Source organism: Candidatus Alkanophaga liquidiphilum (assembly GCF_053996935.1).
This window is the reverse complement of the sequence record NZ_JBMXYC010000030.1, coordinates 16,737-34,408: the sequence shown is the minus strand read 5'-3', so window position 1 is coordinate 34,408 and position 17,672 is coordinate 16,737. Positions and strand designations below refer to the sequence as shown.

The 17,672-nt window shown below is 53.9% G+C and carries 20 protein-coding genes, 1 tRNA gene and 1 pseudogene; 15 read left to right on the top strand and 7 right to left on the bottom strand.

The window, feature by feature from the left end; translation table 11 throughout:
- Together ACXJJA_RS04240 and ACXJJA_RS04235 are read left to right on the top strand one after the other, a co-directional pair.
- A pseudogene (locus ACXJJA_RS04240) lies at nucleotides 1-206 on the top strand (hypothetical protein); the annotation flags it as partial.
- Nucleotides 206-1,651, top strand: a complete 1,446-nt coding sequence (locus ACXJJA_RS04235) for an RAD55 family ATPase (protein ID WP_456486982.1) — start codon at nucleotides 206-208, stop codon at nucleotides 1,649-1,651. The pseudogene ACXJJA_RS04240 and the gene ACXJJA_RS04235, both read left to right, overlap by 1 nt.
- A gap of 143 nt (nucleotides 1,652-1,794) precedes the next feature.
- On the opposite strand, the gene ACXJJA_RS04230 is transcribed toward ACXJJA_RS04235, so the two are convergent.
- Together ACXJJA_RS04230 and ACXJJA_RS04225 are read right to left on the bottom strand one after the other, a co-directional pair.
- Nucleotides 1,795-2,043, bottom strand: coding sequence for a hypothetical protein (locus ACXJJA_RS04230; RefSeq protein WP_456486981.1), 249 nt, complete (start codon nucleotides 2,041-2,043; stop codon nucleotides 1,795-1,797).
- Between the two features lie 8 nt (nucleotides 2,044-2,051).
- On the bottom strand, nucleotides 2,052-2,933 hold the full coding sequence (locus ACXJJA_RS04225) for an ATP-binding protein (protein ID WP_456486980.1): 882 nt from the start codon (nucleotides 2,931-2,933) through the stop codon (nucleotides 2,052-2,054).
- A 95-nt stretch (nucleotides 2,934-3,028) separates the two neighbouring features.
- On the opposite strand from ACXJJA_RS04225, the gene ACXJJA_RS04220 reads away from it, so the two are divergent.
- The 7 genes from ACXJJA_RS04220 (at nucleotide 3,029) to ACXJJA_RS04190 (ending at nucleotide 9,095) form a co-directional block, all read left to right on the top strand.
- Nucleotides 3,029-3,535, top strand: a complete 507-nt coding sequence (locus tag ACXJJA_RS04220; RefSeq protein WP_456486979.1) for a hypothetical protein — start codon at nucleotides 3,029-3,031, stop codon at nucleotides 3,533-3,535.
- Nucleotides 3,516-3,851, top strand: coding sequence for a hypothetical protein (locus ACXJJA_RS04215; RefSeq protein WP_456486978.1), 336 nt, complete (start codon nucleotides 3,516-3,518; stop codon nucleotides 3,849-3,851). Before ACXJJA_RS04220 ends, ACXJJA_RS04215 begins: the two co-directional genes overlap by 20 nt.
- Nucleotides 3,852-3,860: 9 nt before the next feature.
- Nucleotides 3,861-5,141, top strand: a complete 1,281-nt coding sequence (locus ACXJJA_RS04210) for a 5,10-methylenetetrahydromethanopterin reductase (RefSeq protein WP_456486977.1) — start codon at nucleotides 3,861-3,863, stop codon at nucleotides 5,139-5,141.
- 258 nt (nucleotides 5,142-5,399) lie between these two features.
- A complete protein-coding gene (locus ACXJJA_RS04205; protein ID WP_456486976.1) occupies nucleotides 5,400-5,837 on the top strand; it encodes an RDD family protein in 438 nt (145 codons plus the stop codon).
- Between the two features lie 205 nt (nucleotides 5,838-6,042).
- Complete coding sequence (gene pheT / locus ACXJJA_RS04200) at nucleotides 6,043-7,692, top strand: phenylalanine--tRNA ligase subunit beta (protein ID WP_456486975.1); 1,650 nt, start codon at nucleotides 6,043-6,045, stop codon at nucleotides 7,690-7,692.
- A complete protein-coding gene (locus ACXJJA_RS04195; RefSeq protein WP_456486974.1) occupies nucleotides 7,682-8,104 on the top strand; it encodes a type II toxin-antitoxin system VapC family toxin in 423 nt (140 codons plus the stop codon). The genes pheT and ACXJJA_RS04195 overlap by 11 nt, the downstream gene beginning before the upstream one ends.
- A gap of 169 nt (nucleotides 8,105-8,273) precedes the next feature.
- Nucleotides 8,274-9,095, top strand: coding sequence for a TatD family hydrolase (locus ACXJJA_RS04190; protein ID WP_456486973.1), 822 nt, complete (start codon nucleotides 8,274-8,276; stop codon nucleotides 9,093-9,095).
- An 18-nt stretch (nucleotides 9,096-9,113) separates the two neighbouring features.
- Here the strand turns inward: ACXJJA_RS04190 and ACXJJA_RS04185 are convergent, their stop codons facing one another.
- Nucleotides 9,114-10,229 carry a pyridoxal phosphate-dependent aminotransferase gene (locus tag ACXJJA_RS04185; protein WP_456486972.1) on the bottom strand — a complete coding sequence of 372 codons (1,116 nt, stop codon included), beginning with the start codon at nucleotides 10,227-10,229 and terminating at the stop codon, nucleotides 9,114-9,116.
- 97 nt (nucleotides 10,230-10,326) lie between these two features.
- Here ACXJJA_RS04185 and ACXJJA_RS04180 point away from each other — a divergent pair.
- Together ACXJJA_RS04180 and ACXJJA_RS04175 are read left to right on the top strand one after the other, a co-directional pair.
- A tRNA-Thr gene (locus tag ACXJJA_RS04180) sits at nucleotides 10,327-10,400 on the top strand.
- 65 nt (nucleotides 10,401-10,465) lie between these two features.
- Nucleotides 10,466-10,687, top strand: a complete 222-nt coding sequence (locus ACXJJA_RS04175; protein WP_456486971.1) for a hypothetical protein — start codon at nucleotides 10,466-10,468, stop codon at nucleotides 10,685-10,687.
- Nucleotides 10,688-10,900: 213 nt separating this feature from the next.
- Here ACXJJA_RS04175 and ACXJJA_RS04170 read toward each other — a convergent pair whose 3' ends face one another.
- A complete protein-coding gene (locus ACXJJA_RS04170; RefSeq protein ID WP_456486970.1) occupies nucleotides 10,901-11,692 on the bottom strand; it encodes a sulfide-dependent adenosine diphosphate thiazole synthase in 792 nt (263 codons plus the stop codon).
- 106 nt (nucleotides 11,693-11,798) lie between these two features.
- Here ACXJJA_RS04170 and ACXJJA_RS04165 point away from each other — a divergent pair, with 106 nt between their 5' ends.
- Complete coding sequence (locus ACXJJA_RS04165; protein ID WP_456486969.1) at nucleotides 11,799-12,599, top strand: 2-amino-3,7-dideoxy-D-threo-hept-6-ulosonate synthase; 801 nt, start codon at nucleotides 11,799-11,801, stop codon at nucleotides 12,597-12,599.
- A gap of 18 nt (nucleotides 12,600-12,617) precedes the next feature.
- On the top strand, nucleotides 12,618-13,781 hold the full coding sequence (locus tag ACXJJA_RS04160) for a 3-dehydroquinate synthase II (RefSeq protein WP_456486968.1): 1,164 nt from the start codon (nucleotides 12,618-12,620) through the stop codon (nucleotides 13,779-13,781).
- A 4-nt stretch (nucleotides 13,782-13,785) separates the two neighbouring features.
- Here the strand turns inward: ACXJJA_RS04160 and ACXJJA_RS04155 are convergent, their stop codons facing one another.
- Nucleotides 13,786-14,352 carry a hypothetical protein gene (locus ACXJJA_RS04155; RefSeq protein WP_456486967.1) on the bottom strand — a complete coding sequence of 189 codons (567 nt, stop codon included), beginning with the start codon at nucleotides 14,350-14,352 and terminating at the stop codon, nucleotides 13,786-13,788.
- A gap of 25 nt (nucleotides 14,353-14,377) precedes the next feature.
- Here ACXJJA_RS04155 and ACXJJA_RS04150 point away from each other — a divergent pair, with 25 nt between their 5' ends.
- Complete coding sequence (locus tag ACXJJA_RS04150) at nucleotides 14,378-14,749, top strand: nucleoside 2-deoxyribosyltransferase (RefSeq protein ID WP_456486966.1); 372 nt, start codon at nucleotides 14,378-14,380, stop codon at nucleotides 14,747-14,749.
- A 177-nt stretch (nucleotides 14,750-14,926) separates the two neighbouring features.
- Here ACXJJA_RS04150 and ACXJJA_RS04145 read toward each other — a convergent pair whose 3' ends face one another.
- Together ACXJJA_RS04145 and ACXJJA_RS04140 are read right to left on the bottom strand one after the other, a co-directional pair.
- Entirely contained in the window at nucleotides 14,927-15,307 is a 381-nt protein-coding gene (locus ACXJJA_RS04145; RefSeq protein ID WP_456486965.1) for a 30S ribosomal protein S8e, read from the bottom strand.
- A 316-nt stretch (nucleotides 15,308-15,623) separates the two neighbouring features.
- Nucleotides 15,624-16,367: a hypothetical protein gene (locus ACXJJA_RS04140; RefSeq protein ID WP_456486964.1), complete on the bottom strand. Its 744-nt coding sequence runs from the start codon at nucleotides 16,365-16,367 to the stop codon at nucleotides 15,624-15,626.
- 167 nt (nucleotides 16,368-16,534) lie between these two features.
- Here ACXJJA_RS04140 and fbp point away from each other — a divergent pair, with 167 nt between their 5' ends.
- The gene (gene fbp, locus ACXJJA_RS04135; protein WP_456486963.1) at nucleotides 16,535-17,650 is read left to right on the top strand and encodes a fructose-1,6-bisphosphate aldolase/phosphatase; all 1,116 of its coding nucleotides are present in this window, start codon (nucleotides 16,535-16,537) and stop codon (nucleotides 17,648-17,650) included.
- The last annotated feature ends 22 nt before the right edge of the window (nucleotides 17,651-17,672 follow it).

The window sequence follows — 17,672 nt, the reverse complement described above, 5'->3', positions numbered from 1 at the left end:
CAGGCTCCGAACCTTTCATCAGAAAGTTTATCTCGCCCCACGTCATAACGCACAAGATAAACGCCAAATTCCCGCTAAAACGCAGGTTCCATTTCCACAAGAAGGACGTGAAGGTCATAGAGGTGGAAATTTACAGGCTGGAAGGACGAAAAGAGCGTGAAAAAGAGCTGCGACAAGGCTTTATATCAAGAAAACTTTCTAATTAATGATGGAAAAAAGAATGCCCCCTGAGCTTGTAGAGGCATTATCTTCGGACAGGGGCTTCTCATTACTGATAAAGGGGGCGCCGGGCACCGGGAAGACGATGCTCGCCCTTGAGATACTCAAGGAGTTTGGCGATTCTAATGGCGTTTATCTTTCGACAAGGGTGTCGCCCTCGTCGCTCTACGAGCAGTTCCCGTGGCTCGAAGACAGCATCCCCCCGCTCAACATTATAGACGCGACGAAGCTTTACGTCTCGGCGGATGCGCCGTTCGGCATACAATCCTTTCCCGAGGTCCTGTATTCGAGGCTTGGCAAAATAAAGAGACCGGCGACCATCGTGATAGACAGCTGGGACGCCGTGATAGCGCAAGTTGAGGATGAGAAGAGGGTTGTTGCGCTCGAAGGGGCAATTGCCGAGCTCGTGCGGCAAGCCCGAATAAACCTCGTGCTCGTCTCCGAAAATATGAGCGTAGGCACTCTTGATTACATGGTTGATGGCATAGTCGTAATGCGGAGTTTTGACATGGATTACAGGATGATACGGGAGCTGGAGATAAAGAAGCTGCGGGGCATCAGGATTCTGCGACACAAGTATCCGTTCACGCTGCACGGCGGCAGGTTCCGAAGTTTCCCCGAATTCCGCTTCTACAAGGTCAAAAACCCAAGAACCAAGGTGCTTTCTAACACCGAGGGCTACGTCTCAACAGGTATAAAAGAATTCGACGAGCTGCTTGGCGGCGGCTACAGACGAGGAGGCTTCATCGTCTTTGACGTGGGTAGCGACATTTCTGCATGGGGCGGCTTGACGATATTCGGTTTTTCGATCGTGAACGCCGTCAAAAATAAGAATTACGTCGTCTGTCTACCGTTCTCGGGTAGGGGCGAACGCTACGTGCGCTCGCACATCATGTCGTTCGTCGGCGAGGATGCATACAACAGATACGTGACCGTTTTCGAGATATGCGAGCTGGAAAAGACCGAGAGCGGGGACGAGGTGCTGTGCGAAGAGGTAAAGAAAGAGGTAGAGCTGGGCGTAAGAGGTGGAAACGTCATCCCCTTGATGGGAGAGTCCATAGAGGACGACCTTTCGATGGTTCGTAAATATATCGGTGGGCTCGACCCGCCCGTGCTCACGATAATAGGGACGGACGTCATAGAGCACCTCTACAGGCTTGAGGAACGGGGGAAGCTAAGCGATGCGATTAAAGAGCTGACGGCATATGCCTTGCAGACAAGGGCGAGAGGCGACGTCACGCTCGTCCGCATCACGCCCGAGCTCAAGATGGCGCCGCAAATCATGGAGATGGCGAGCGCCTGCTTCAGGATAACCACGATCGACCGCACGGTAGTCCTCTACGGTATCCGCCCCGAGACCGGGCATTACTGCCTGAGCACTGAACTTGTTGAAGAGGACTGCATAATGCCAAAGCTTACTCCTTATGCCTGAGCGATGGTGAAGAAGCGATGAGCGATGATGACGAGCAGAGGCGGCTTGGGATGGAGATTGACGTGCAGCCGATGGTCGGTGGAAACATAATAATCACATTCGGGCGTGTGGACGTTGAGCTGACGAAGGAGCAGGCGGAACACTTAAAAGTACTTCTTATAGATGCCCTTGAGCGGTGTGAGCGTGACCCGTTCCTCAGAAGGGTCCACGAACGCCAGTAACGTGCGCTCCGTCAGTAGGAAAAAATCGTCGCCACACCTCTCTTTTATCTCTTCTATGCTCTTGCTGTCGAAATAGATGCGCTTGCCCCGCTCGTTGCCCGCCCGCTGCACCGAGACCACAAGCTCCAAGACCTCCTTCTCAGCAGCCTTCGTTTCCTTCTTCTCAGTCATGCCTACCCCTACGCATACCCAAATACCTTCTCCTCGCTCGCTCCCAGCTCCTTAAAATATTCAAAAAGCTCAGGAAAAAACTCCTCCATCTTCCTTTCCACAATCTTCAGCTTCGCCACCCGCAGCCAGTATAAGAGCGATGAGCGGCGGCTTTTTATCGCTTTAAGGAAATCTTCCATGCAAATCTCCCGTGGCGGCTTGCCCTGTAACGCCTCCTCCAGCGGGAAGGTCGCCGCATCGTTGCAAATTTCCCGAATATCCGCCCCGGAGTGGCCGTCGGTGAGCCTTGCCAGCTCCCGCAAGTCCACATCCTCAGCCACGGGTCTACCTCGGAGATGAATCTTAAAAATTTCAACCCGTGCCTTGAATCCTGGCGGCGGCACGAACAACAGCTTGTCGAAACGCCCCGGACGCATGAGCGCCGGGTCTATGCTCCACGGGGAGTTCGTAGCCGCGAGAATCATCACGTCCCCCCGGTCTTCAAAACCGTCAAGCTCCGTCAAAAACGCATTCAAGACCCGCCGCTCGTGGTGTTCGGCGTCCTGATGCGAGCCAATACTATCGATTTCGTCGAAAAATAGGATTGCCGGGGAGTTTTTTCGTGCTTCCTCGAAGACGAACTGGATGTTCTTGTCAGTCTCGCCATACCACTTGCTCAGCAAGTCTGCGGTCTTAATGTTGTAGAACTTCGCCTGCACCTCGCCGGCGGTCGCCCGTGCGAGTAGAGTCTTGCCGCAGCCCGGCGGACCGTAGAGCAGGATGCTGCTTTTCAGCCCCCTTTTGTAAAGCTCGTATAAATCGGGGCGTTTTAACGGATAAATGATAGAGAGCATGATTTCCCGCTTTATCCGCTCGAGGTCGCCGACGTCGGCGAAGGTGACCCTTTTCATCAGATATACTGGGCGGCACCACAATAAATGCTTTTCCACATGTTCACCGAAAGTTTTATATGCCACTGGTTACATATGTTACACTGGGGACACCGATGGAGCGGGATGAGCCTCTCGTCGTGAGCGTGCATGAAAAGGGCGAAAAGCGGGGCCTATCTTTATATTTCGGCAGTAAAGAGCTTAAGCAGCTCGAAAAGATGGGAATACGCCTCAAGGACGTGAGAAAGTTTGTAGTATTCGTCCGGAACAACAAGATGTGCTTGATACCCCTCTCCGACGTTGCGAGGCGTGAGCACGAGGACATCGGTGTCCTCTTCGAGATAACAAGCCGCTTGGACGACGTGATGGCGCTAGGCGACGGCGAGCTTGAGGAGCTGAGCGAGGAGTTGCTCTCGATAATTGTGGAGAGCGGCGTGAGGCTGGCGGCGTCCGAGAAGACTGCGATAATGCGGATGATGAAGGGCGTGCGCACGAGGGACGTGATGAAAAGCGTGCTCAGCATTTGTGCACGAGCGAGCTCTAAGGAAACTCTCGCCGTCATAAATCGGCTTGTTATCTCGAAGTCTAAAGAAAAAGGAGGTGATGAGGAAGATGGAATCTGAAAAGGAAAGAGAGGTAGAAAGAGGCGAGCTGGAGTTCGAGCTGAAGCCCGTAGAGTTCGAGGACGAGGCGGAGCGGCTGATGGAGGCGGTGCTTGAGCGGGTTGCCGAGATGAGTGATGCCGAACTTCGAGATTTGAGCGACGAGCTTGTAGAGCTCGCCGCTGAGATTGATACGGAACTTGACCGCAGGGCTGCGAACACGCTCATGGCGCTTATAAAGGGGCATTACACCGCTTACGCCTTCCGAAATGCCATTGGGACATGCCTAAAGGTAGCCCCTGATAAGACGCAAGAGGTATTGAGAAGACATACGTGAGGGATGGAAATGGCTGAAATCACGAGGAATGGCGTGGAAAGGATGTTAAAGCGGCTGGAGAGGTTCGGGAAAGAGGCGATGGACGAGCTGCTCGACGATATCCTCGCAATTCTAACGAGCGAAGACGTCGAGCGTGCGGCGCTGACGCCGAGAGAGCGAGCGGACATAATAGCGCTGATAAAGGGGAGATACACGCCGCAGGCGTTCTTCAACGCATTGCAGGTGGCGGCACGCATCTTAGAAGACCAGCGGAAGGCACTTCCCGCGCGGGAGGTCCTGAAGCCTGTTGAGCGGCGGGTGCAGTTCGGCGTGGAGCTCGTGCCTTCGATGTCGCTGGACAAGGTTGTGGAGTATGCGAGGCGGTTCGAACTCGGCGGCGCCGACTTCGTCTGGATTACCGACCACTACACGAACAGAGACCCATACGTGACACTCTCCTTGATTGCGAGGGCGACTGACGTCATGAACCTCGGCGTCGGCGTCACGAACCCTTACACGCGGCACATCGCTTCGACGGCGTCGGCGGTCGCCTCTTTAGACGAGCTTTCAGAGGGGCGAGCGGCTCTCGGCTTAGGTCCCGGTGACCGCTCCACACTCGCAGCTCTGAACATCGAGCTGGAGAAGCCGCTGACGCGGGTGAAGGAAACGGTTCTGGCGTTGAGGGCGTTGTGGAGTGGAGAGCCCGTGAGGTTCGACGGGAAGACAGTGCGGCTCGAGGGGGCAAGGATGAGCTTCAGACCGCCTAACGAAATACCCATCTACATCGGGGCGCAAGGCCCGAAGATGCTCAGGCTCGCAGGGGAGATTGGCGATGGCGTCCTGATAAACGCCTCCAACGAAAAAGATTTCGAACTGGCGTCAAAGAACATAAAAAGCGGCGTGGAGGCGGCGAACCGCAAGCTCAAAGACGTAGACGTCGTCGCTTACACATGCTTCTCCGTCGCAGAGAGCGAGGCGGACGCAAAGAAGGCGGCAACGCCAGTTGTAGCCTTCATCGCCGCAGGTTCGCCAGAAAACGTCCTCGAAAGGCACGGGCTCGACGTCGAAAAGGCTAACAAGATGAAAGAGCTCATCTCGAAGGGTAAAATACCCGACGCCTTCGCCCTCGTGGACGACGACTTCATAGAGGCGTTCTCGGTCAGCGGAACGCCAGAACAGTGCATAAACAAGATTGAGACCCTACTCAAAGCTGGCGTCACGCAGTTCGTCTTCGGCTCGCCCCTAGGCAAGAAGAAAAAAGATGCCCTACAATTGATTACTGAGAAGGTGATGCCTGCGTTCACCGCTTAATTTTTCCTATTTTTCGGTTTTAACTTCTAAATTTTTAGGAAGATGTTGCTGCTAATCCCCTTTAAAGGAGGGCAGGGGAGGCGGGTGGGAAAGTATTTATATACTTGTGTTCTATGAATATGTGACGAGTCCGTGGGTATATCCTGCGGTCAGGGGCAGCGTGCCCAGCCCGACGGGGGCGGCTCGTTCTGAACCACACTCCCTAACCTCATGCATCCGTTGGATGCCCCTTACTTCAGTGCGGGGAGGAAGTCACTTATGTTAGGCATGAAAAAAGCAGATGCTTGGATAAGGCTTGTATCATATATTATAGATGGAATTCTTGTAGCAATTGCAGGTTATATAATTAGTTTCGTTTTTGTTTTTTGGAGTTATGGGTTTGAAGTATTTACACACCCTTTTGCATTATCTTTATTTGAAGCAATTAGACCTCTTTTAGTTTTCTTAATAAGTGCGGGGTATTTCATTTACTTCTTTGGAAAAAAGGGGATGACACTGGGTATGAGATTGATGAGAATAAAAGTGTGTAGAACAGATGGGACATGTCCGATAGGATATAAAAGGGGGTTTCTTAGATGGGTTGGGATGATTATATCAAATTTGGTGATTGGTTTGGGTTTTCTTTGGATTCTAATAGATAAAAATAGACAGGGATGGCATGATAAAATAGCTGATACATATGTTGTAGTGGTGTGAAACCCAACAAACCGCCAAGGATGCCCCGCAATTTATTGCGGGGTGGAGCGGCTGGGGCGTAGATCCCAAATGTATCTATTCTTAAGCAATTTTTTCATCATAGCTTTGTCCAGCCACTTCTCTTTATGGTTGGCTAAAGACGCGGGAGTTAGCAGCGACACATTCTTAAAGATGAAACCAAAAGTTAAGGAGGCGGTAGGTCGAGATGCCGGTAGTGAAACTGTATTATGACGACTTGGAGCGGCTGACAGGCGTGAGCAAAGACGTGATTTTAGAGCGTCTGCCTATGCTCGGCGCCGACATCGAGCGTATCGAGGAGGATCATGTTGCGGTGGAGTTCTTCCCGAACCGTCCGGACCTTTTTAGCGTGGAGGGCGTCGCCCGTGCGATGCGGGGCTTCCTCGAGCTTGAGGCGGGGCTTCCGAGGTTTGAGGTCAAGCAGTCCGACATTAAAATGCTCGTGGATGCTTCGGTAAAGGGCGTGCGTCCTCATGTTGTTTGTGCGCTTGTCCGCAACTTAAAATTAGATTCGAGGGCGATAGAGTCGCTAATGCAGCTCCAAGAGCACTTGCACTGGGGCTTGGGGCGGAATCGTGCCAAGGTTTCTGTCGGCGTGCATGATTTCTCGAGAGTAAAGCCACCGTTTCACTACTTGGCGGCGTCGCCAGATTTTAAGTTCGTGCCGCTGGACTTCAACGAAGAGATGAGCATGCAGGAAATTCTGGAGCGACACCCGAAAGGTATAGCGTTTAGCTTCATCCTCGAAGGCTTCGACCGCTACCCGCTGATTCAGGACAATGAGGGCAATGTGCTCTCTTTTCCGCCGATAATCAACGCTGAGCTAACAAGAGTTACAGAGGAGACGAGAGACATTTTCATAGAGGTGACGGGCACCGAAGAGGCGGGAATTTCGCTTGCGCTGAACATAATCGTGTGTGCGTTGGCGGAGCGTGGCGGCGAGATTCACAGCGTCGCAGTTCACGATTCGACAACGAAAATCACGCCGAACCTCGAAGCAAGGAAAATGCGGGTGAGCGTCAGCGCCGCTACAAGGCTTATTGGCGTTCGGCTGACTGCGGAGACTGCCAGGGAGTGCTGCGAGCGCTTGCGGCTCGGCGCTGAGATTTTGGGCGACGATGAGCTTGAGGTCAGCATTCCTGCATACAGGACGGACATCATGCACTCCTGGGATATTATTGAGGACATAGCCATCGGCTACGGCTACGAGAACATCGGCGGCGAGCTTCCAAGCACGGTGACGGTCGGCGAGATTCATCCGACGGAGGAGTGGAAGGCGCTCGCCCGGGATGTCATGACCGGCTTGGGGTATTTAGAGGTGATGACATTCACGCTGGCGAGCGAGGAGAGGCAGTTTTTGAGGATGCGGCGTCCGCAGCCACCGTCGTTGCTCAAAGTTGCGTCGCCGATAACTACCGAGCATACGATGTTGCGGGTTTCGCTGTTACCGAGCCTGCTCGAAGTGCTTTCATTGAACAGGCATTACGAGCTACCGCAACGCATTTTTGAAGTCGGAGCCGTTTTCCCGCCGCCGTCGCTGCAGGAGCGTCAGAGTCTTGCGGCGGTCTCGATGCACGTAGACGCCGACTTTGCCGAGGTTAGGGCGGTGGTGGACGCCGTGCTCGAGGAGCTTCTGGCGGCGCCGGCATCTGTAAAGTTTGTGCCTTCCGACGATAGCGCGTTCTTAGAAGGGCGCAGAGGCGATATAATAATAGGTGGCGTGAATGTCGGCGTCTTCGGTGAGCTCCATCCTGAAATATTAGAGAATTTCGAGCTTGTCCACCCGGTCGTCGGCTTCGAACTCGACCTTGATGCAATTTTCGGAGATGGGCGGTAAAGAGGTCATAATAGATACGAATGCTCTTTTCATACCTGCGCAGTTCCACGTTGACATTTTCAGCGAGCTCGAGCGGCTCGGCTACACGAGGGCGCTGGTGCCGAAAGAAGTGATGTGCGAGCTTGAGCGTGTGCGGAAGAAGCTTAAAGGTCGCCATAAGATCGCGGCGGAGTTAGCATTGGAGCTATTGCGAAAATATCGTGCTGAGGGGCGTTTGCTGAGCGTTAAAGTGGAGGAGTGCAACGCTGCCGATGTTAGTGCGGTGAGCGTCGACGAAGCACTGCTACAGCTTGCGAAAAAGCGGGGGGCGGCGGTGTTCACTAATGATTCCAATCTGAAACGAAGATTGTTGAGAGAAAGTGTCACCGTCGTCTATTTAAGGGGGAAAAATAGGCTTGAGGAAAGGAGTTGAGTTACTCCTTCTTCGCAGCTATACCGAGGACCCCCCATCAGGACTAAGATTCCACCGGCAAGACTAAGAGCAAAAGCCGCCATATTTCCCCCTTCCTCGTTTACCATTTTTATCAATTATTTAGCCGTTACAATCTTAGTTAAGGTATCCCTACGTAAATCTGAGGGGGGTGTTAGGAATCATAGATATACACTGCCATCTCACGTTCAAGCAATACGACGAGGACCGTGAGAAAGTCATTGAAGACGCGAAAATGGTGTTACGGGCGGTGGTAGTCAGCGGAACTGAACCTGAGGACTCAGAGAATGCTTTAAGGCTTGCTGCCGAGCACGAGGGCTTTATTTTCGTGACCGCGGGGCTACACCCGATTCACGTCGAGGAGCTCGGCGACAAGGACATAGAACGGTATCAGGAGTTCATCGCCGAGAACAAGAAGAAAATCATAGGCATAGGTGAGATAGGGTTGGACTACCACTGGATCAAGGAGCCTTTGAAGATAAGGAAAACTAAGGAAGTTTTCCTCGAATTTTTGCGGCTTGCTAAGGAGTTGGATTTGCCTGTCGTGCTACACTTGCGGAACGCCGTCGAGGAGGGCTTCAAGCTCGTCGTGGACGAGGACGTTCGCAAGGCGGTTTTCCACTGTTACACTGGGAAGCCACAGCTCGCCTCTGAAATCTGGGACGAGGGTTACTACATCTCGCTGCCGACGTCCATCGTGCGGAGCAAGACGATGAAGAAGGTGGCGAAGATAGCACCTTCGTCGCTTCTGCTTGCGGAGACGGACGCCCCCTACTTATCGCCATTCGAGGGCGAGGAGCGGAACGTCCCGCAGAATGTGCGCATCGTCTACGAAAAGATTGCGGAACAGCGAAAAACCGATGCTGATTCTTTAGAGACGACACTACTACGAAACTTCGAGGAGCTTTTCGGCGTCGTGCCCGAAAACGTGCCGAGGCTTAGAAGAAGAGAAAAGAGAGAGGAGGAAGAGTAGTGCGGCGCGCCCTTAAGGCTACACTCCCTCTAACATCCTCTCAAGCCTTTGCAGCCCCTCCTTAATGCTTTCTGTGGACGTAGCGTAGGAGAAGCGGACGTAGCCGCTGCAGGAAGGACCGAAGGCAGAGCCGGGCGTTGTCGCCACGTAAAGCTCCCTCAACGACTTCTCCGCGAACGTCATGCCGTCCATACCTGCCGTCTCGACATTTACAAAGACGTAGAACGCACCTTCAGGGCGCTCGCAATGCAAGCCGAGCTTTTGCAGCCCCTCAACTATCAAGTCTCGTCGCCGCCTGAATTCCGCAACCATCTCCCTCAAGCTTTCTCTCGACCGCTCGTCCCGGAGGGCGGCGAGCGCCCCGAACTGCGCGAATGACGTTGCGCACGTCACGGAGTGCTGTTGGACTTTGAGCATTGCGTTCAGAATTTCGGGCGGCGCTACAGCGTAGCCGATTCGCCATCCTGTCATCGCATATGTCTTCGAAAAGCCGTCCACGAGAATCGTGCGCTCCGCCATCCCTTCGAGCGTCGCAAAACAGATATGCTCACGCCCGTAGATTATTTTACTGTATATTTCATCCGAAAGGACGAGCAGGTCCTTATCCTTTGCGAACTCTGCAACCTCTTCAAGCTCCTTCTTGCTGAGGACGTAGCCGACTGGGTTGTTCGGGCTATTTATGACTATAAGTTTGGCTTTCGGCGTGAAGACTTTCTCAAGACACTCGTAAGTTACCTTCTCGCCCCTGTCCGCAAACCGCTTCGTCCAGACGACCTCGCCGCTTGCGAGCTGCGCAGCCGCCGCATAGCTCACCCACGCCGGCTCCACAAGAATAACGGCATCGCCAGCGTCCAAAGTCGCCATGAAAGCCTCGTAAATCGCATGCTTCGCCCCCGGCGTCACGAGAACGTCATCAGCACGCACGTCAAGCCCGTATTCCTCGCCAAGGCGGGCGGCTATTTCTCCCCGCAGCTCAGGAATGCCGGCAGCCTGCGTGTAGTGCGTGCGTCCTTCGTCTAAAGCACGCTTCGCCGCCTCGCAGATGTGCGACGGCGTGTCAAAATCCGGCTCGCCGAGCGTGAAGTCCACGACCGGTTTTCCTTGCGCTCTCAACTCCTTTGCCAGCTTCCCCATTTTTAGCGTTGCCGACTCCTTTACCCCGCTAAACCTCCGCGAAACCATCAAGGTTAAATGAGGTTGAGCATATTTAACTGTGAAGATGCCGCATGACGCCCCGGTAGCTTAGCCCGGAAGAGCGGCTGACTTGTAATCAGCAGGTCGGGGGTTCAAATCCCCCCCGGGGCTTGATTACAAAATTGCAAATCCCTCGGAAAAAGAAGATAAACAACGCTTTTGACATCAAAGAACAAATGAGGAGGCTCGGCTTTTACTGGGCAGGCGAGACAGGTTTGCTTTGGGAACTGGAGGGCGTTTTGAGCGAGAACAAACTAAAAGAGCTCGCAGAGCTTGATCCTGAAGAGGCGGTGCCGAAGGCATTTCCGCTGATAAAAAAGGTGCAAGACTCAAAACCGAGGGGGAGCGATGAAAGAGCTGAGAGAATGAAGAGAGCTACTCGGGGAGCTCGTTCGTAGGTTTTCATGGGACCATGTCATCAGTAATATTGCTAGTTCCGCCAAGAACTCCACACGTGTTCTTCGCTACTCTGAACTTATGAGTCATGACGCCGTTAAAGTCTTTAGCAGGAGATTTAAAAATTTAACACCAGCCATAGACCTCGTAACGTAGTTAAAAGTAACATTCGAGGTTCTTAGAAAAATGAAAATTAAAAAATTGATTTTCTTGCTTCAGGCAGAGCCTTCCCTTAACTTATTAATGACGATCTCAGCGGCTTTTTTCCCTGAGAGGAGCATGCCGCCGAAGACGGCGCCCATGCGGTGGGCGCCGGCGACGGCGTTCGCCGCCATGCCCGTGACGAGCAGCCCGGGATAAATCTCACGGGTATTTTCCAAAACTTCCTGTTCCGCTTGTTTTGCGAACATCGAGCGTTCGCCGACGACGTCGCCGGTTTTCGTGGCGAGTCGTCCGACTTTCTTCGCGACGAGCTTGCAGACGTTGCACTCATGTCCCGTGGCGTCAATCACGAACTCAGAGCGGAACGCTAAGGGATCCACGTGCAAGCCTGCGAGCTCAACAGCAGTCCAATTCACGACGACGCCCCGCACTCTTTGTTGATCATCGACGACGACGTCCTCGACGCTTAGCCCGTTGAGAATTTTGACGCCTGCCCTTATTGCACCCAGACAGAGACAGGCGGCGGTTTCGATGGCGTCAGCCACGTAAAGCGTTTCACCACCGCTCGCCGCCACCTCTTCGAAGCGCACGCCGAGTTCCTTAAGAATAGGAGTCGCCGCCGCCTCTATAACGATTTTCGGGAGCATCATGCCGCCGCCCCAGATGCCACCGCCGATGTTGAGCCGCCGCTCGAAGACCACGACGCGCAAGCCGGCGCACCCAAGGAAATACGCAGCGGTTAGTCCTGAAGGTCCGGCGCCTACCACCGCCACGTCCGCTTCCAAGCAGCTCAAAAAATCCTCAAAAGACTTTTTTAGTATGGCTCTCGACGTCTCAAGCTCCATAAATCACCCTCCTTGCAGAGTGTCTCTGCTTACCCAGTCTCCGCTTACGCATCACCCTCTATATAGCGACAATTTTATAAAAGTGGGAGCATAGGGGTGTGATAATATGTCGAAGATAGGTAAAGATATCAGGGTCGAGAGGATTATCGATAGAGAGAGTGGGAAGACTGTCATCGTGCCGATGGACCACGGCGTCACCTCAGGACCGATAAAAGGGCTGGAGGACATGAAAATTGCGGTGAACGCCGTTGCTGAAGGCGGTGCGAATGCTGTCATCCTGCACAAAGGAATTGTCAGGGCGGGGCACCGGGGTTATGGTAAAGACATTGGGCTCATCATTCATCTCTCTGCAAGCACCTCGCTCGGTCCCGACCCGTTGAACAAGGTCCTAGTAGCGACGGCCACAGAGGCAATAAAGCTCGGCGCCGACGCCGTCTCCGTGCATGTGAACGTCGGTGCCGAGAACGAGGCTGAGATGCTCAGGGAACTCGGCGCCGTCGCTCGTGAGTGCGAGGAGTGGGGCATGCCGCTCGTTGCGATGATGTATCCTCGCGGCAAGAAAGTGACGGACGAGCACGCCGTCGAATACGTAAAGCATGCGGCTCGTGTTGGTGCGGAACTCGGCGCCGACATAATAAAGACAAATTACACTGGTGACCCCGACACCTTCAAGGAGGTTGTTAAAGGTTGTCCAGTTCCCGTGGTCATTGCGGGTGGTCCGAAGATGAGCAGCGACGAGGAAGTCTTTGAAATGATAAAGGGGGCTATGAGTGCTGGCGCGACTGGCGTTTCCATCGGACGTAATATCTTCCAACATGACGACCCCAAGAAGATGACGAGAGCCATTTCGATGATAGTCCACGAAGATGCATCCGTGGAAGAGGCTTTAAAGTTCTTAAGGTCTTGATTTGATGGAAGTGAAAATATGGACAAGGAGGTCTGGGTAAGAGCCGATGAGGGGGGGTGGGAGGAGAAAAAAATAAGAATAACAACAGCCCTCGAATCGGGCGCAGATTTCGTTCTTGTTGACGTTGAGGACGTGCCGAGGGTAAAAGAGCTCGGTATGATAAAGACGGCAGCGTTTGTCGCAGGAGACGCCGGCTTAGACGAGTTAGAAGACGTGGCGGCAGAGCTAATCGTGTTCGGCAAGGGCTGCGAGGGCGACGGCACCACACCTTTACTTTTCGATTTTAGCCAGTCAACGCTCTTCAAATCGCTTGAAAGTGCCAAGGATGTTGTAGGGAAGGAGCGGTTGGGCGCCTACATCGAGATTCGCGGGAAGGAATATGAGCGGCTGGCGGTGGCGCTTGCAAGCTTCTGCCGTTACCTCATTGTAGTAGGAACCGATTGGAAAGTAATCCCGCTTGAGAACTTGATAGCTGAGTTGCAGAAATACGACGTGAAGATAATCACCGGCGTGAAGGACGTTGCGGAGGCGAGGACTGCCTTCGAGACGCTGGAGCACGGCGCCGACGGCGTTTTACTCGACACGGACGACCTCAACGAAATAAAAAAGACGGTGGGACTGAAGGAGCTGCTTAGGCAGGAGCGTTTGCCGCTGACTATCGCCAGAGTTACGAAAATCGAGCCGCAAGGCATGGGCGACCGTGTCTGTGTGGACACATGCTCCTTAATGCGGCGTGGCGAAGGCATGCTCGTCGGCTCGTTTTCGGGTGCGTTCTTCCTCGTGCATTCCGAGACCGAGGAGAGCCCGTATGTGGAGGCTCGCCCTTTCAGAGTGAACGCCGGCGCCGTGCACTCTTACATACTCGTCGGCGAGAAGACGAAATACCTCGCTGAACTCTCGGCGGGCGATGAGGTTCTGATTGTGAACTCGGAGGGCGTCACGAGGAAAGCAACCGTAGGACGCGTGAAGATCGAGCGGCGCCCGCTGATACTTGTGGAGGCGGAGGCTGAAGGGCGCAGGTTCAGCATAGTCCTGCAGAACGCCGAAACCATAAAGCTGATGGGTAAGGAGCGCCCGATTTCCGTGGCGGAACTCAAGGAGGGCGACGAGGTTCTGGTGCACCTCTCCTCAGAGGCGAGACACTTCGGAATCTCGATAGACGAGACGATAATCGAGAAGTAGCGAACTAGTCCGCAACGACCCACGAATGCAAAACCGCCGCCTCCTTGAACATCGTCCATGCGTAGATCTGAGCCCGATAGTAGAGGAGACCCACCGCACAGGCGACAACCACCACCACGATTGCGAGGAGAAAGAGGGAGAATAGAGGAAAGTGGCAAAATAGCTCTTTGAACAGCGTCAGAAATGGAAATTTAACTCCTTCATCTGCCATTTCTATCATCATTTCTCCCCCTACCAATGTCAAGGCGATATCCAGTATGACCGACAGGGCGGTCACGCCGAAGCCCGTCAGCAGCGACAGGGAGGTCATGTAGATTCTCGCCCGTGCGATTCTGTCGTCGCAGGCTCGGAGGAACCTCCGCAGCTCGTCCTTGTTGTCGAAGGCGAAGTCCGAGAGTTCCAGCCGTGAGCCGCTGATGCGTCTAATTCCGCTCTCGTCGGCTTCGACCCAGCGGAACGACAAGCTCAGGAGGAGAAGCTTGAAGTACTCCGACCAAATTCTCGGGCTCCGCAGGGGTCTAGGGCTTACGACCTCGCCGCACTTCCGCACGAGCTCTTTCGCAAAGCTCATAAGCCGCCCGTAACAACATTACCTTATGAAGAAGGTTAAGGTTTACGTGGCGGGACCGTTTTTCACGCAGGCGGAAGAGAGGTTCATGCGGGGGGTCAAAGAGGAGTTGAGTGTCGCTGGCGTTGAAGTCAAAACGCCGCTGGACATAGGTTATGTTGCCGGCGGCTCCGCCGAGGTCTTTGAGGCGGATTTACAAGCGATTCGGGAGTGCGACGTGCTCGTTGCGATACTTGATGGGCACGACGCCGGGACGATGTGCGAGGTCGGCTACGCACGTGCGCTCGGGAAGCGCATCATTGGACTATGGACCGACAAGGAGCGGCGGCTTGACCCCTTCGTGCAGTGGCTGTGCGACGAGGTCGTCACGAGCTTGAAGGAGCTGAGAAAGAAGGTCTGACCGGCTCGTGCGTTGCGTCCGCACGTGCAAGGCTCCGAGGCGGCATGCCTCAATTCAAGCTCGTCAAGACGAGCTGAAAGCAGCGCTTCCCTGCAAGAGGTTCTAATCTCCTCTTAGGCTTTTCACTCCTTATTTTACGACAGGCTCTGCAGAGTTGAGTTTCGCCAAAGCTCGTCGTTACACCAGCAGTTCTGCGTTTATCACGCCGCCCTGCCCGGGGCGGTTCGTGACGACCGCATCTCCGAGCTCCGTTTCGATGATTGCGCCCTTAGTTATGATGTTTCGCCGTGAAAACAGTGGGTTCGCCGGATTTTCCTTCACCCTCAGAATCTTGGCTTTCACGGTTACGCCCTTCCGTGGGTCTGAGACGTTTGCGACGTCGCATCGTAGGAGCCGCACCTTGCGGTTGCCGCCCCGCACCCTTATGACCTTACGGACGGTCTCGCCGAGCGCCGTCTCGGACGGCGGACGCCCCAACTCGTACTTTCTCTTCTTCCTGTGCTTGTGGTACCTGCCACCCGAGGGCTTCCTCCTCGCCCTCCCGTGCCACACCGCCATGCAAAATGAGTTGGTAACCCCATTAAAAATGCTTTCGCTCGCAAGAGGGGTGCCGAGAGTTACGTGTGGATTTGAAGCTTGAGCCGCATGCCGCCACCGCACTAGCGAGCTGAGATGTGAAACTAGAGCTGGGCGTTAGGGTCAAGGAGAGCTGCGCTCAACCGACTTAGTGAACATTGAACTCGGCGTGGGCGGCAATAGCTTAATCCTCCCTGCGACGTTCCGTGTCGATCAAGCTCGCTCACATGCAGTTTCGAGTTTCCGGTTGGGAGAATTTCAGAGTCATGTGTGCGTGTTGGTTGAGTTACCGTCAAGTTTACATAAACTTAACAGCAGGTCGTTTCAGTCGAGGACTGCAGTCCTCCACCCGTATGTCATAATCACTCCAAAGCTTTTTCTGTATGCTCTCAAATTCTTTTTTCAGTTTGCGTCCCGCATCTTCGAGCTGTTTACGGCGACGCTCCACTTTATCCATTTCAGCCAGAAAGTTCTCCCGAAGGGAGTCGGCGACGTCGGGATTTTCTTTGTAAAAGCTGTAGTCACGGCGACCACGACGTAGCTCATAGCTATGCTTTGCAATGAGCTCATAGCTATGCTTTGCAATGTTCTGAGCCAATTTCTCTATGTCTGACCAGTCCCTCCGCTGGGCATATTCCTCCAGTTTTGCCCTGTGTTCGCTAAGGAGGGTTTTAACCATGTCTTCTTCGAGAGGCTCAAGAACTTCTGCGTAGCGTTTGCCGAGGTTATCGTATTCCTCCACTTTTTTCCAAGCATCTGGAAACTTCTCTTTGAACTGGTCGAAAGCCAACTTTGCTCGGTCGCTGTCGTCCCACTCTGAAGGCTCCCCCAGAGGCTTGAAGCTTGGCCAAACGTCTCTGGGCATTTCCTCGATTTCACGAAGGAAGGGTGCTATGACGTACCTTATCAGGTCCAAAATTGCTGGCTTCTCGCTCTGCTTCCGCATGTGTTTGAATTGCCGTTGTGTTTGCTCGTACATTGCCAATGTGCCTATAGCAATCACCCAAGTTCCGACTACTAACATGCAATCCATCCAGTCCATACAAGCCAGCCCTCCAAAACGCCTCTCATTTTTGCCCATTTCCTTTTGCCGTTTAAGTTCCTAGCCCGTAGCTGCTCCGGCGTTAAGGCGGAGCGTGCCGTCGTGCGTCAGCGTCCGGTGGCGGCGATGACGAAACAAATATTTAGGTCGGAAAAGCTCTTAGTTACATGGCGAAAATTACAATAAGCCTGATAAAGGCGGACGTTGGTGGATATCCCGGACATGCTTCGGTTCATCCTAAGCTCAAGGAGAAGGCAAAGGAATGCCTGAAGCAAGCTAAAGAGTCAGGACTTCTTGTGGATTTTCACGTCATGGGCGCAGGCGACGACCTTCAGCTTCTGATGAGTCACGAGCGTGGCGTGGATGACGAGGAGATCCACCAGCTTGCGTGGGACACCTTCGTCGAGGCGACGCAGGTTGCGAAGGAGTTGAAGCTTTACGGCGCCGGTCAAGACTTGCTTAAGGATGCGTTTAGCGGTAACATCCGTGGTATGGGTCCAGGCATCGCCGAGATGGAGTTTACGGAGCGTGAGGGCGAGCCGCTCATCGCATTCATGATGGACAAGACCGAGCCCGGAGCGTTCAATCTCCCGATATTCAAGATGTTCGCCGACCCGTTCAACACCGCAGGGCTCATCATCGACCCCACGCTCCACGACGGCTTCGTCTTCGAAATCTGGGACATCATGGCACACCGCAAAGTCCTCATGCGGGCGCCCGAGGAGCTTTACGACATCCTCGCTCTCATCGGCGCAAAGTCCAGATACGTGATAAAGCGAGTGTATCCGAAGGAGACACACCCGAAGCTCCCAAGCGACGAGCCTGTTGCCGTTATAAGCACGGAGAAACTGTATCAAATCGCCGAGAAATATGTGGGTAAGGACGACCCCGTGGCGCTCGTACGGGCGCAGTCAGGACTGCCAGCGCTCGGCGAGGTTCTTGAAGCTTTTGCTTTCCCGCACCTCGTTTCAGGCTGGATGCGAGGCTCGCACAACGGTCCTGTCATGCCTGTTTCTTTCAGGTATGCGCAGTGCACCCGCTTCGACGGTCCGCCGAGAGTCGTGGCTGCCGGCTTCCAGATTGCGAACGGCAAGCTCGTCGGACCCGTAGACCTCTTCGACGACCCCGCCTTCGACTACACGAGACAAAAGGCGCAAGAAATAACCGAATACATGCGGCGGCACGGCCCCTTCGAGCCGCACCGACTGCCGCTCGAAGAAATGGAATATACAACGCTGCCAGAAGTCCTCAAAAAGCTTGAAAGCCGATTCGAAAGCGCCTAAGCCGAACGTGCTTTTTCTAATT

Bases quoted from the DNA above. Each gene is read 5' to 3' on its own strand.
- ACXJJA_RS04235 (WP_456486982.1), top strand. From the start codon at position 206: ATGATGGAAAAAAGAATGCCCCCTGAGCTTGTAGAGGCATTATCTTCG.
- ACXJJA_RS04230 (WP_456486981.1), bottom strand. From the start codon at position 2,043: ATGACTGAGAAGAAGGAAACGAAGGCTGCTGAGAAGGAGGTCTTGGAG.
- ACXJJA_RS04225 (WP_456486980.1), bottom strand. From the start codon at position 2,933: ATGAAAAGGGTCACCTTCGCCGACGTCGGCGACCTCGAGCGGATAAAG.
- ACXJJA_RS04220 (WP_456486979.1), top strand. From the start codon at position 3,029: ATGGAGCGGGATGAGCCTCTCGTCGTGAGCGTGCATGAAAAGGGCGAA.
- ACXJJA_RS04215 (WP_456486978.1), top strand. From the start codon at position 3,516: ATGAGGAAGATGGAATCTGAAAAGGAAAGAGAGGTAGAAAGAGGCGAG.
- ACXJJA_RS04210 (WP_456486977.1), top strand. From the start codon at position 3,861: ATGGCTGAAATCACGAGGAATGGCGTGGAAAGGATGTTAAAGCGGCTG.
- ACXJJA_RS04205 (WP_456486976.1), top strand. From the start codon at position 5,400: ATGTTAGGCATGAAAAAAGCAGATGCTTGGATAAGGCTTGTATCATAT.
- pheT (WP_456486975.1), top strand. From the start codon at position 6,043: ATGCCGGTAGTGAAACTGTATTATGACGACTTGGAGCGGCTGACAGGC.
- ACXJJA_RS04195 (WP_456486974.1), top strand. From the start codon at position 7,682: ATGGGCGGTAAAGAGGTCATAATAGATACGAATGCTCTTTTCATACCT.
- ACXJJA_RS04185 (WP_456486972.1), bottom strand. From the start codon at position 10,229: ATGGGGAAGCTGGCAAAGGAGTTGAGAGCGCAAGGAAAACCGGTCGTG.
- ACXJJA_RS04175 (WP_456486971.1), top strand. From the start codon at position 10,466: ATGAGGAGGCTCGGCTTTTACTGGGCAGGCGAGACAGGTTTGCTTTGG.
- ACXJJA_RS04170 (WP_456486970.1), bottom strand. From the start codon at position 11,692: ATGGAGCTTGAGACGTCGAGAGCCATACTAAAAAAGTCTTTTGAGGAT.
- ACXJJA_RS04165 (WP_456486969.1), top strand. From the start codon at position 11,799: ATGTCGAAGATAGGTAAAGATATCAGGGTCGAGAGGATTATCGATAGA.
- ACXJJA_RS04160 (WP_456486968.1), top strand. From the start codon at position 12,618: ATGGACAAGGAGGTCTGGGTAAGAGCCGATGAGGGGGGGTGGGAGGAG.
- ACXJJA_RS04155 (WP_456486967.1), bottom strand. From the start codon at position 14,352: ATGAGCTTTGCGAAAGAGCTCGTGCGGAAGTGCGGCGAGGTCGTAAGC.
- ACXJJA_RS04150 (WP_456486966.1), top strand. From the start codon at position 14,378: ATGAAGAAGGTTAAGGTTTACGTGGCGGGACCGTTTTTCACGCAGGCG.
- ACXJJA_RS04145 (WP_456486965.1), bottom strand. From the start codon at position 15,307: ATGGCGGTGTGGCACGGGAGGGCGAGGAGGAAGCCCTCGGGTGGCAGG.
- ACXJJA_RS04140 (WP_456486964.1), bottom strand. From the start codon at position 16,367: ATGGACTGGATGGATTGCATGTTAGTAGTCGGAACTTGGGTGATTGCT.
- fbp (WP_456486963.1), top strand. From the start codon at position 16,535: ATGGCGAAAATTACAATAAGCCTGATAAAGGCGGACGTTGGTGGATAT.